The 12,670-nt window shown below is 45.4% G+C and carries 12 protein-coding genes; 9 read left to right on the top strand and 3 right to left on the bottom strand.

Going from position 1 to position 12,670, the window contains the following annotated elements:
• Positions 1-190 precede the first annotated feature (190 nt).
• Complete coding sequence (locus K1I94_RS06240) at positions 191-1,087, top strand: DUF7916 family protein (RefSeq protein WP_002903651.1); 897 nt, start codon at positions 191-193, stop codon at positions 1,085-1,087.
• A gap of 88 nt (positions 1,088-1,175) precedes the next feature.
• On the opposite strand, the gene K1I94_RS06245 is transcribed toward K1I94_RS06240, so the two are convergent.
• On the bottom strand, positions 1,176-2,372 hold the full coding sequence (locus K1I94_RS06245; protein ID WP_223314770.1) for an ROK family protein: 1,197 nt from the start codon (positions 2,370-2,372) through the stop codon (positions 1,176-1,178).
• 204 nt (positions 2,373-2,576) lie between these two features.
• Here K1I94_RS06245 and K1I94_RS06250 point away from each other — a divergent pair, with 204 nt between their 5' ends.
• From K1I94_RS06250 to K1I94_RS06275, 6 genes are all read left to right on the top strand, one after another.
• Positions 2,577-2,894, top strand: coding sequence for a PTS sugar transporter subunit IIB (locus tag K1I94_RS06250; RefSeq protein WP_004188921.1), 318 nt, complete (start codon positions 2,577-2,579; stop codon positions 2,892-2,894).
• Between the two features lie 8 nt (positions 2,895-2,902).
• Positions 2,903-3,220, top strand: coding sequence for a PTS lactose/cellobiose transporter subunit IIA (locus tag K1I94_RS06255; RefSeq protein ID WP_002898520.1), 318 nt, complete (start codon positions 2,903-2,905; stop codon positions 3,218-3,220).
• Between the two features lie 5 nt (positions 3,221-3,225).
• A complete protein-coding gene (locus K1I94_RS06260) occupies positions 3,226-4,587 on the top strand; it encodes a PTS sugar transporter subunit IIC (protein ID WP_002896670.1) in 1,362 nt (453 codons plus the stop codon).
• Entirely contained in the window at positions 4,588-6,366 is a 1,779-nt protein-coding gene (locus tag K1I94_RS06265; RefSeq protein ID WP_223314771.1) for a glycoside hydrolase family 35 protein, read from the top strand.
• Between the two features lie 9 nt (positions 6,367-6,375).
• Positions 6,376-7,305, top strand: coding sequence for an aldo/keto reductase (locus tag K1I94_RS06270; protein ID WP_223314772.1), 930 nt, complete (start codon positions 6,376-6,378; stop codon positions 7,303-7,305).
• Positions 7,306-7,423: 118 nt separating this feature from the next.
• Complete coding sequence (locus tag K1I94_RS06275; protein WP_223314773.1) at positions 7,424-8,833, top strand: LPXTG cell wall anchor domain-containing protein; 1,410 nt, start codon at positions 7,424-7,426, stop codon at positions 8,831-8,833.
• Between the two features lie 48 nt (positions 8,834-8,881).
• On the opposite strand, the gene K1I94_RS06280 is transcribed toward K1I94_RS06275, so the two are convergent.
• Positions 8,882-9,862, bottom strand: a complete 981-nt coding sequence (locus K1I94_RS06280; protein WP_223314774.1) for a nuclease-related domain-containing protein — start codon at positions 9,860-9,862, stop codon at positions 8,882-8,884.
• 210 nt (positions 9,863-10,072) lie between these two features.
• On the opposite strand from K1I94_RS06280, the gene K1I94_RS06285 reads away from it, so the two are divergent.
• Complete coding sequence (locus K1I94_RS06285; RefSeq protein ID WP_223314775.1) at positions 10,073-10,942, top strand: glycosyltransferase family 2 protein; 870 nt, start codon at positions 10,073-10,075, stop codon at positions 10,940-10,942.
• A 71-nt stretch (positions 10,943-11,013) separates the two neighbouring features.
• On the opposite strand, the gene K1I94_RS06290 is transcribed toward K1I94_RS06285, so the two are convergent.
• Complete coding sequence (locus K1I94_RS06290; RefSeq protein ID WP_223314776.1) at positions 11,014-11,790, bottom strand: glycyl-radical enzyme activating protein; 777 nt, start codon at positions 11,788-11,790, stop codon at positions 11,014-11,016.
• A gap of 124 nt (positions 11,791-11,914) precedes the next feature.
• Between K1I94_RS06290 and K1I94_RS06295 the strand changes: the two genes are divergently transcribed.
• A complete protein-coding gene (locus K1I94_RS06295) occupies positions 11,915-12,658 on the top strand; it encodes a DeoR/GlpR family DNA-binding transcription regulator (RefSeq protein ID WP_223314777.1) in 744 nt (247 codons plus the stop codon).
• Positions 12,659-12,670: the final 12 nt, after the last annotated feature.

Below are 12,670 nucleotides of genomic sequence, written 5' to 3' on the forward strand. Positions count from 1 at the left end.
TAATCGAGTGCATTTCAATAGTCTGCTTTTGTTTGTGAAAGCAGGCTATTTTGTCAAAGAATATATAAAGCGTTTACATTTCTATGACCTTGTGCTATACTGTAGTTGATAACAAAAAACAAACAAAATATCCAAATAGAATAGATTTCAAAGTGTTTATTAATGAATAATAAAGAAAAGAGATGTTCTTATGGTAAAACGATTCATTAGTTCAAATGCTTCAGAAATTTTAAGTATGACTGCGCCGGAGCTGAAACAGAGCATCAAGGCCAGTGAGGGCCGTGTTATCCTGTCTGAAAACGTAGCTTTTAAAGAATCTTATATCGGTGATGTGACCAATGCAGAGATTGCTCGGTCTTTTGGTGCTGACTTGATTTTGCTGAATGGGATTGATATCTTCCAGCCTTTTGTGGCTGGTCTGGATGCCAAGGAAGATTTTGTTGAGGAGTTGCACCGCTTAGTGGGCCGTCCTATCGGTATCAATCTAGAGCCGGTGGACAGTCAGGCCCAGATGGCAGGAGAACGCCTAATCATCGATGAGGGGCGTCAGGCTAGTCTAGCGACCATTCAGCGAGCAGAAGAGTTGGGCGTTGACTTTATCTGCCTGACGGGTAATCCGGGAACTGGTGTCACCAATCAAGCCATTATTGACACCATTCGAGTGGTCAAGGAGAATTTTTCAGGCCTCCTGATTGCAGGCAAAATGCATGCTTCAGGTGTGGATGAGCCAGTAGCAGACCTGGAAGCAATCGCTCAATTTATCGAAGCTGGTGTTGATATTGTCCTAGCACCGGCAGTCGGCAGTGTGCCGGGCTTTGATGAGCAGGACTTGAAGCAGATTGTCCGACTGGCCCATCAAAAGGGGGCTCTGGTTATGAGTGCAATCGGTACCAGCCAGGAGAGTGCTGATGAGGATATTGTCAAGCAAATGGCTATCCGCAACAAAATCTGCGGTGTAGATATCCAGCATATCGGGGATTCTGGTTACGGCTGTCTGGCTCCGGTGGAAAATATCTTTGCCATGAGCAAGGCTCTCAGAGGGCAGCGCCACACCATTTCCATGATTTCACGTTCGATTAATAGATAGTAAAATGAGATAGACTTTTTAGGGGGAAGCTCCTAGAAAGCCTGTCTCTTTTTTTGTAAAAAAAAGACCGAGATTCTTGTCTCGGCCTTTATAGGTTTCCTTTTTTATCTAAAAATTCATGATAGACACAGAGGCTGACTGCAGAGCGGGCAATGCTGTATTTAGAATAGGGGATAATGACAATCTCTGCTTGTTTTTGCTTTGGAAAGAGAGGCACTTCCTGCTCTAACTGAGCCAGGACCTGCTCGGCAATCACCGGATAGGAAAAGAGCTGGCCGTCCAGATAAATCCTTTCGCTATCAATAAGCTGGCAGAGGTTGGAAATGGAAATGGCCAGGTAGCGACAGGCAGTATGAATCAACTCAATGCTGCCTAAGTCTCCTAAGCGATAGGCAGTCATCAAACTTGTCAAATCAATGTCATTAGCATCCTCTACAAGGGTCTTTAAGAGCGAGGTCTGGGAAGCCCGATACAGGATAGCTGCTTTATCAATCAGAGCACTCTCGCTGGCATAAACCTGCAGGCAGCCGTGCTTGCCGCAAGGACAGCGCTCGCCTTCAGGATTGATGACGGTATGCCCCACCTCCCCGATAAGATAATTTTCCTGACTGTAAATACTGCCCTTGTACATGTAGGAGCAATGAATACCTCTAGCGACATGATAGACGATAAAATTACTGTCTGTAGGATGATAGCTAAAGAGGCGTTCAGCCATTGTCAAACAGTGGGACTTATTGGCAAAGTAGACAGGAAGGTCAAAGGCTTCTTGAATAGTCTGCAGGTTAATCTGTCCCCAGTGGGGATTTTTAGAAATGATAAAATCACTTTCAGAGAGATTCACATGTCCCGGTAGTCCGAGGGCAATCGCTGAGATGGAGTATTGGCTATTCTTTTTCAGAAAATCTTGAATCAGCCGGATAATTTCCTGGTCAGACGGACCGCCTGTCACCTCGACCTGATAAATCCGAATGCTGCTTTCTGCAATCTCACCGGTATTGTCAGCGATGACTATGGCCAGCTGCTTTTCAGAAATCTCAAAGCCTAGATAGTAGCGGCTACGAGGCGCAATATCCAGCAGGGTTTTCTTGCGGCCTACGCTCTCATCATTGAGCTCACCCAGCTCCAGTACCAAGCCTTCCTTGATCAGTTCATTGATGATACTGCCGGTCGTGGCTGGTGTGATTTGAGTTTCTTTTGAAATGTCAATCCGAGAAATCGGTCGTTTGGCGTAGAGCTGATCCAGAACAGTTGCCCTTAGCTCGTTTTGTTTTCTAGTTCGTGTCATCTTGTTTCCTCTGCTGCTATACTATCAAAAAAAGCTTAAAATCTCAAATGTAAGCGTTGACATAGTACAGAAAAATAGTTATAATGTTTATAGAATATTAATAACATAGTGAAAAATATTCTGTTTTTGGATTTTTGTTTATATATTGAAAATAAATAGCAAGCGTCGTTGCAGGCTAGGTCAGATTCATAAAGGAGGATGCTGATGGAAACAAAACAAATTATGTTAGTCTGTGCGGCTGGGATGAGCACCAGTCTCATGGTCAATAAAATGCAGAAAGCTGCAGAGGAGCGCGGCTTGGCTGCGACGATATTTGCGGTGCCAGTGTCAGAAGCAGAAGACTATCTAAGCGAGAAAAAGGTTGATGTCCTGTTGCTGGGACCTCAGGTCCGCTATCTGTTGGAGGATTTACAGGAAAAATTAGCTTCAAAAGGCATTCCGGTCGATGTCATTCCTATGACGGACTACGGAATGATGAAGGGGGATAAGGTTCTGGATTTGGCAGAGTCGCTCATGAAGTAGGTGCTTTTATGGAAAATAAAGATTCCTTAGAGGTCGCTATGACCCTCATTATGTATGGCGGAGAGGCCAAGTCTTGTGCTATCGAAGCCATTGCAGCAGCTAAAAAGCAGGACTTTGACCGAGCTCAGGAGAGGCTGAGTCAGGCTCAGAAGGCCCTGCTGCAAGCCCATCACGCTCAAGCTGAAATGCTGAGCAAGGAGGCACAAGGAGAGAAGACAGAACTTAGTTTATTTATGGTGCATGGGCAGGATCATCTCATGACCAGTATCGCCTTTGTTGATTTGGCAAAGGAGATTGTTGATTTGCATAAAAAATTTGATGAATAGGAGAAATGCAGATGAGTAGTTTGGTTGATAAATGGCAAGCGCGTCTCATGCCTATTGCCAATAAAATCGGCAACCAAAAATTTCTGGTTGCCCTGCGGGATTCCTTTATTGGGACCATGCCTGTGATTATGACGGGCTCTTTCGCCCTCATGGTAAATGCCTTTCTATCTGACTTGCCAGGACAGTTCGGCTGGACTTGGATTTCCTCTACCTTCCAGTGGCTGATTGATATTAACTGGCTGGTATTTAAGGGCAGTATTCCTATCGTTACCCTCTTGTTCCTCTTTACCTTCGGTGTCAATATCGCTAAGATTTACAATACTGATAAGGTGTCTGCTGGTCTGGTAGCTGTGGCTTCCTACATCATTACCATTGGTGGCTCAGTTACTAAAACCTTTGAGTTAGCTGGCAAAACACCAGGGCTGAGCAAGGCGATTTCAAAACTTCCAGAGCTAAAACTTGACGGCAGTAACCTGTCTGTGACGATTAACAGTGTCATTCCAGGTGACCAGATTAGTGCGCGTGGCTACTTTACTGCTATTCTAATTGGTTTTGTATCTGTCATCATCTTTTGTAAGGTCATGAATCGTAACTGGACGATTAAACTGCCAGATTCTGTTCCGCCAGCTATCATGAAGCCATTCCTGTCTATCATTCCGGCTGCGATTGCCATGTATGTCGTGGGGATTGCGACCTACCTCTTTAATCTGGTGACAGGCGAGCTGTTGATTGACTGGATTTACAAGATTTTGCAGGCACCGCTTCTCAGCTTGTCTCAAAGCTTCTGGGCTGTACTGCTCATTGTCTTTCTCAATAAGATTTTCTGGTTCTTCGGACTGCACGGTGGTAATGTGCTGGCGCCGGTTATGGCCAGTCTCTTTGGTGTGACCATGCTGGCCAATCTGGAAGCTTATCAGGCTGGGCATGCGATTCCTTACATGTGGACGGATAATTCTTTCGGTGCTTTTGTCTGGTTTGATGCGATTGGGGTTGCCATTGCCATTCTCTGGCAATCTCGTAACAAGCACTATCGCGAAGTGGCCAAGTTGGGAATTTTCCCAATGGTCTTTAACATCGGTGAGCCGGTCATGTACGGTCTGCCAATCGTTTTGAATCCAATTATGTTTATTCCATACGTCCTGACGCCAATGGTCATGGTGACAGTAGCCTACTTTGCAACCTCTATGGGCTTGGTTGCGCCGGTTACTCAAAACGTCACCTGGGTCATGCCACCGATTCTCTACGGTTTCTTTGCGACAGCCTTCGACTGGCGGGCAATTATTCTTTCGCTGGTTAATATCGCTATTTCAACCGCTATATATCTGCCCTTTGTCAAGATGGCAGATAAACAGGAGGAGCTTGGATAGATGGCAAAATTTGAAATTAAAGAAGAATTTTACTTGGATGGCAAGCCTTTTAAGATTTTATCGGGAGCTATTCAGTATTTTCGGCTTCATCCAGACCAGTGGCGAGATACCCTTTACAATCTTAAAGCTTTAGGCTTTAATACGGTAGAAACCTATATTCCTTGGGCGTTGCATGAGCCTCAAGAAGGTCAGTTTCAGGCAGAGGGCATGCTGGATTTTGAAGCATACTTCAAGTTGGTTGAGGAGATGGGGCTTTATCTCATTGTCCGTCCGACGCCTTATATCTGTGCAGAGTTTGACTTTGGCGGTCTGCCGGCCTGGCTCTTGAGATATCCTTCGATGCGCCTGCGGGTCAATCATCCGCTGTTTCTGGAAAAGGTCAGTCATTTTTATGACTGGCTCTTTCCCAAGCTTCTGCCCTATCAAAGTGATCAGGGCGGCCCTATCCTCATGATGCAGGTGGAAAATGAATACGGTTCTTACGCCGAGGACAAGGCCTACATGCGCAGCATTGCGCAGATGATGAAGGTACGTGGCGTTACGGTTCCCCTCTTTACCTCTGACGGGACATGGATAGAGGCTTTGGAGTCTGGAACTTTGATTGAGGATGATATTTTTGTGACGGGGAATTTTGGCTCCCAACCCAAAGAAAATACAGACAATCTACGAGCTTTCATGGAGCGCTATGGCAAGAAATGGCCTCTTATGTGTACTGAGTTTTGGGACGGCTGGTTTAGCCGCTGGAGCGAGGAAATCGTTCGGCGAGAAGCCGAAGATTTGGCCCAGGATGTCAAAGAAATGCTGCAGCTGGGCAGTATGAACCTCTTCCTATTGAGAGGTGGGACCAATTTTGGTTTTATCAGCGGCTGTTCGGCACGCAAGACCAAGGATTTGCCGCAGATTACTTCCTATGATTTTGACGCTCCTATTACTGAGTGGGGGCAGCCGACCGAGAAATACTACGCTGTTCAGCGGGTGACCCACGAGGTCTTTCCAGAGCTTGAGCAGATGGAGCCTATTAGCCGACAGGCTAAGGCCTATGGCAGTTTTCCGCTGCTTGGGACTGCAAATCTGCTGGATGTTGCAGCGGACATCACAGAGGAAATTCTGCTGGATTATCCGCAGCCTATGGAGCAGATTGGGCAGAATCACGGCTATATCCTCTATCGTTCCGATATCAAAAATCAATACCATGAGGAAAGGCTCAAGGCATTGGAGACTCATGACCGCTGCCATTTCTATGTCAATCAGGAGCACCTAGCTACCCAGTATCGGGAAGAAATCGGTGATGAGATGCTCTTCTCAGCTGACACCGAGCGAATTCAGATTGATGTGCTGGTGGAAAATATGGGGCGGGTCAACTATGGTTACAAGCTAGGCGCACCCAGTCAATCCAAGGGAGTCAAGGGCGGTATCATGATTAACCACCAGTTCCGCAAGGGCTGGAAGCATTATGCGCTCAAGTTTGACCAGGAAATGCTGGCCAAGCTAGACTGCTACTCAGCTCCACCTGAAAGTGTCAAAGCACCGACCTTCTATCGCTTTGAAGCGGAGTTGGATGATATCGCTGACACCTTCATTGACTGCTCTAAGTATGGGAAGGGCTGTATTTCGGTCAATGGCTTCAACCTTGGCCGCTACTGGAATGAAGGGCCGATTCACTATCTCTATGTGCCGTCTGGCTTGCTCAAGGAAAAGAATGAGTTTATCGTCTTTGAAACAGAAAATGTCAAGATTGAAGAGTTGACCTTGCTTGACCATCCAGTCTATAAGAAATGAGGTGCTGCGATGAAATATATGACAGTCGGGAATGAACTGGAAGGAGCCAGTCAGCTGGTTTTGGGTTGCATGCGTCTGGCAGAGCATGCTCCCGAAAAGGTCGTTTCCGTTCTTGAAACAGCGGTAGAAATGGGAATTAATTTATTTGACCACTCAGATGTTTATGCTGGTGGCCAATCTGAAGCCAAGTTTGCGCAGGCTCTTCGCTCGGCTAAGATTCCCCGGGACCGAGTTCTCATCCAGTCCAAGTGCGGACTGCGGGATGTTCACTCTAACTACCATTTTGACTTTTCTAAGGATTACATCATCAGCTCGGTTGAAGACAGCTTGGAGCGTTTGCAGACAGACTATCTGGATGTGCTCCTCCTGCACCGGCCAGATGCTCTTGTGGAGCCAGAAGAGGTAGCTGAAGCTTTCTCACAGCTACACCAAGCTGGGAAGGTCCGTTATTTCGGAGTCAGCAATCAAAATCCTTATCAAATGGAGCTGCTTCAGAAGAGTGTGGAGCAGCCCTTGATTGCCAACCAACTGCAGTTTGGTCCAGCCCATACTCCGATGCTGGATGCTGGGCTCAATGCCAATATGCTCAATCCTTTAGCAATCGTTCGGGATGGTAGTGTGCTGGACTATTGTCGATTGCATCATATCACGATTCAGCCTTGGTCACCATTTCAGGTCGACTTGAACCAGGGACTCTTTATGGAGCATCCTAAATATGCTCAGCTTACAGAAACTCTGCATGCCTTTGCGTCAGACTATCAAGTTGCTTTTGAAGCCTTAGTTCTCGCCTGGATTTTGCGTCATCCAGCACAAATGCAGCCGATTGTTGGCTCCATGAATCCACAGCGAATTCACTCAATGGTGGCTGCTTTTGATATTGAGCTCTCTCGGGCTGACTGGTATAAGATATACAAGAGCGCGGGGAATCCTCTGCCCTAAGCTTGTTTTTGCAGGGAGATTATTTGTTATTCAGAATCAATGAAGGTTAAGAGCAGCGAATCAGTCTGCATACTTCATTGATTAAGCGTGACTCTGTGTCTTATGAAAGGAGAATGATATGAATAATAAGTTTTCTTGGCAAGGCCTAGCAAAATCTGCTTCTGCTGCCAAGTATGGGAGCAGCTTGCTGCTATGTGCTTCCCTCTTGTCCTTAGCAGCTTTGACGAGTATCTCAAGAGTGGAAGCAGAAGATGTTGCGCCTGCCCCTGCCGCAGTAGCTGAAACGCCGGCATCTCCAGCAGCGCAAGCAAGTCCTGAGGCTGAAAATCCAGCTTCAACTGAACCCCAAGCAGTTCCTGCAAATCAGACCGAATCAGCTGCCAGCGAGTTGCCAGCCAGTCAGGTCATGTCTGATGAGCAGAAGCAACGCGCCATTGTTCAGATGGGAGCCAATCAAGGGGATGTCTGGGTTTGGTCGGAGGAAAATGTCGTTGAAGAAAATGGGGAGCGTCAAAAGCGCGGTCCTAATGGCGGTCCTGGCCAATTTAATGGCGGAGCCGTCGTGTTAGGCGGCCGTCCGACTTATGACCCAGCAGCTGATTGGTACTACCTAGCTTATAAAGGCGAAGGGATGACCGACGAAGAAGCACAGGCTGTCTTTGACAAGGAACGTGGCAAATGGATGAATGAATTTGATCCTTGGGGCGTTGTGATGGAAATGACGGACAATAAGGTCAGCAATGCTTGGGCGGATATTCGTAACATGCAGGCTTTCGTGCTCCGGAAAGATTCCAATGTCTGGGAGAAAATTGTGGATCACCCTCAAGGAGTTCAATGGGTTTCTCAATTCAAGGGGAATATGTCCAGCAACGTAGGAGATGCCCGGCAGGAAGCCTTGGCTGGCGGGGGTACAGCTATTGAGGTATTACCTAAGCAGGATCGGGTTGCCCACTGGGGCTCTGATCAAGCCCGTGATATTCCAAATCCTCAAACCATTCGGGCTGTTTTAGTTTCCGTAGAAGCTCGTATTTCTGAAAAATCTGATCCAGATGCCAAGCTTGGTATTCAAGTTGGCGGTGACTGGAAGTTTGCTGAAGAAGTGAGTAAGCCGCTCTGGTATCCAGGAGCTGGTCTGGCTGGTATTCAGCGACTGACCAAGGATTGGGCTCGTTACTATTTTGTCAGCCTCACTGGTATTCAAGATGCAGTTGAAGAAAGGGCCATTTCACAAGATGAGTTTATGAAGAGTATCGTACCGTTGGCCGATATGGAGCAGGCCTCTCAAAATCAAGCCCAGCAGCAAACTCCTGCAAGTCCTGATTCAAAGAGTAGCCAGGTGGAAAATCTAACCTACAAAGCAAACGGCCAGACGGACCCTCAAGCATCGTCTCAAGAGCCAATTCTTCAACAAGCTTCTTCCAAACAACTACCTAAGACCGGCAGCCAAAGCAGTCTATTGACCAATCTGCTTGGACTCGGACTCTTAGGGCTGGGAGCTGGCTTCCTTGGCTTGAAGAAAAAATCTTAGTTTTGCGAGCTAGAGGAAAGATAATCTACAAAAAAGCAACAGCAGTTTCTAGCTGTTGCTTTGTGTTTGGTTTAGGTTTTGCACGACAGGCTGTTCGAAATTAGGTACTTGCACAACCTGATCTGCAAGTGGACTGCAGACAGGTTCTTGGTATTTTTGAGTAAAGCTGCATCTTGGAAAGTTGGAGCAGCCCCAAAATTGCTGACCGGCATTAGATCCTTTGGCTGCTGTACGGAGCACCAATTTATGCTGGCAGCGGGGGCAGATCTTTTCTGCTTCTCTACGTTGTTTATTCTGAGCAATGCTGTTAATATGGCGCTCTTTGACGACCTGCTTTCGCTTGGTCAAGGGCAGGAGCATACGATAGAGGTCGTCAATCTGCTCAGGCGACAGGTAGACTTGACTTTGGCAGGCCTGTCGGTCAATTGCCCCAATCACTTGCCAGGTCTGAATAACCTTATGTCTGTCACTGTTTAGATGGATTTCCTTAAGCTGACAGTCATTGCCAAAGACGATATAGGAATATAGATTTGGCGTGTATTGGTTGAGATAGTAGCTGAGCCATTTGAGATGAACCTTATTTTGAATAATGGGATTGAAAAAAGAATGTTTGTAGGATTTTCCGCGGCCACCGGAAAGAACCTGAGTCCAGTATTGCTGGTTTTCTGAGCCGAAGATCCAGCCCTTGTAGTTTTTGGACTCAAAAATGTAAATCCCAGATGGATGAATCAGCAAAGCATCAATCTCAGTGGTAGTGCCATCTTCTTTGAAGATGTAGAGATTGTACAAAATCTTTTTATAGCCATAGAGTTGATTCAAGACCTGACCAAGCTGGTACTCTCCCTGTTTTCCCTTGTTATATTTGAGTTCCCAAGGGGCAGTCTGGGTTTGCTGGAAATAGTCAGGCTCTGGGCTTTGGCTGGACGACCAATCCGAGTCCGTATCTTCCCTGTCTTCGAGTAGCTTATAACTGATAAAAAAGACGATGCCAAAGACAGCCACAAATGCAACGAAAAAGAATCCAAACATTTCCTAATCTCCCTTAAAATCCCTATTTTGAGTATAGCACAAAATAATGGACGGAAGATTTTTATAAGTGTAAAAACACAGCAATTGAACAATAGATTAAAATATGTCTAAAAATAGAAAGCTATCCTTTAAAAACTTATTTTCCAAAAACACCTCACAAACCTAAAAAATCATGTATAATAAAAAGACAGGAAAAGAATAGGAGTTATCATGTCTCAGGAATTAATCAGTGTTATCATCCCTGTTTACAATGTTGAGCAGTATTTAGCAGAATGTGTGAATAGCGTCTGTCGTCAGACCTATCAAAATCTGGAAATTATTCTAGTCAATGATGGTTCAACAGATGCTTCTGGCCAGATTTGCCAAGAGCTGGCTGATCAGGATGCGAGGATTCGTCTTATTCATCAGGAAAATCAAGGCTTGTCCGGTGCCCGCAACACAGGGATTGAGCACTCTAGTGCAGACTATTTGATTTTTGTGGATTCGGATGACTGGCTGCCTGAGCAGCATGTTACCCGCCTTTATGAAAAGCTCAAGGAGTACGATGCGGATATTGTCATTGGTCACCACTGTAGCTTTCGTGCAGAGGATTCAGCCTTCCTCTACTATTCGACAGAGCATTTTGAAACCCTCTATACGCGAGAAGAGATAATTGAGGAGTATCCTAGACGGCGCATGCTAGACGGTGTCTTTCTCTGTGCCTGGGCCAAGCTCTATAAGCGTAAGCTCTTTGATACAGTGCGCTATCCAGTCGGCCGAGTGGCTGAAGATGCCTCCACGACTTATAAGCTTTACCTTCAGTCAGAGAAGATTATCTACCTCAATGAACCGCTCTATTACTATCGCTTACGTCCAAATAGCATCTCCATGACTTGGAATGAGCAGTGGTTCCGAGACTTGATTGTAGGTTTTGAGGAGCAGCTAGCCATTCTAGGTAAGCTGGGCTATGACCTGAGCTTCTACTACAAGTACTACACCTTCCTGCTCCAGTATTGTCGCGACAGCGCTGCAGCCGTCGGTATGCAGTCCAGTCTGGTCTATCAGGAAATTGAAAGCAAACTCAAACTATTTGGAGAATAAATAAAACAAGCTACCTTTCAACCATAGGGCTGAAAGCGTGGCTTGTTTTTTAGTGTTTTAAAAATTGAAGACTAAAAATAACAATTAATGTCATGCTTCAAAAAGACACCTTGGTATTCAAATAAGTCTTCAGGGTGTAAGGCCTTGACATCTTCCATGGCATACTTTCGGCCGAGTAATTTGTATTTATTTTCGCCAAATTGATGGAAAGGCAGCAGCTGGACTTGATCGATGGATAGGTCATTGAAGAGAGTCGCAAACTGCTCCGCATCCTCCAAAGAGTCGTTAAAATCTGGAATGACAGGGATACGCAGAACAATTGTTTTTTGATGAGTAAAGGCGTAGTGGATATTCTGAACAATCAATTCGTTTTTTACTCCAGTCACCTTGCGGTGGTTGACAGAGTTATAATGCTTCAGGTCTGTATAGATAAAATCAACGTATTGGATGAGATCCACGAATTTTTCGTGTTCTACAAAGGCAGTTGTTTCGATAGCGGTATGAATCCCTTTGTCCTTAGCGGCTTTGAGAATGGCCTTGGCAAATTCAAACTGAGCGAAAATCTCTCCGCCAGATAAGGTTAGGCCACCGCCAGATTCTTCATAAAAATCTCTGTCCTTTAGGACTTCGTCGATAATCTCCTCAACGCTTCTTTCTTCCCCCATAGTGATGCTTTTTTTGGTAGTCGCATCCAGCATAGGCTCGGGCCTGAGTTGCTGTGATTCTGGATTAGAGCACCAAGGGCAGCGTAGAGGACAGCCCTTGAGGAAAACCGTTGTACGAATCCCTGGTCCATCATGAATACTGAAATGTTGGATGTTGAAAATAATTCCTTTTGTTGTTTCCATACTCAGACCTCCTTTGGATACAATCATTATAACTTATTTTAGAAAGAAAAACAATTACGAATGAAAGTTATTTTTATTTTATTTTTAAGGCGTCTTTTGTTACAATAATAGCAGAGGTGATAGAATGGAACGTTTAGATGAAATTGTTAAATTAGTATCTGAATTTGAACGAATCGATGTCAATACTTTATCTGACCGCTTAAAAGTGTCCAAAGTAACGATTCGCAAGGACTTGGATAAGCTGGAAACCAAAGGTCTGCTGCGCAGAGAGCATGGCTATGCTGTTTTAAATAGCGGCGATGATCTGAATGTCAGACTTTCCTTTCATTATGATACAAAACGCCGGATTGCCCAGGAAGCAGCAAAAATCGTTCAGGATAATGAAACCATTATGATTGAATCTGGATCTACCTGTGCCTTACTAGCTGAGGAAATCTGCCGAACGAAGAAGAATGTCAAGATTATTACCAATTCTTATTTTATTGCGGATTATATAAAGCAAGCTGATTCTTGTAAAATTATCTTGCTGGGTGGAGAATTTCAGAAAGATTCGCAGGTGACAGTAGGGCCTCTTCTCAAGGAAATGATTCGCTTTTTCCACGTAGAACATGCTTTTGTCGGAACAGATGGCTATGATGAAAATCTAGGCTTTACAGGCAAGGACCTGATGCGGAGTGAGGTTGTACAGTATATGTCAGAGGCATCTGACCAGATGATTGTTTTGACGGATTCAAGCAAGTTCACCAAAAAAGGTACGGTTAAGAGATTCGGCTTCAAGCAGATTGCCCAAGTGGTGACTGACAAAGCGATTCCTAAAGAGGCTGTTGAGCGCTTGAAAGCTGCGGATATCAAGCTGACTCTAATCTAGCAGAGAGAAGGA

The sequence above is a fragment of the Streptococcus sanguinis genome (genome assembly GCF_019929145.1).
Lineage (GTDB): Bacteria > Bacillota > Bacilli > Lactobacillales > Streptococcaceae > Streptococcus > Streptococcus sanguinis_U.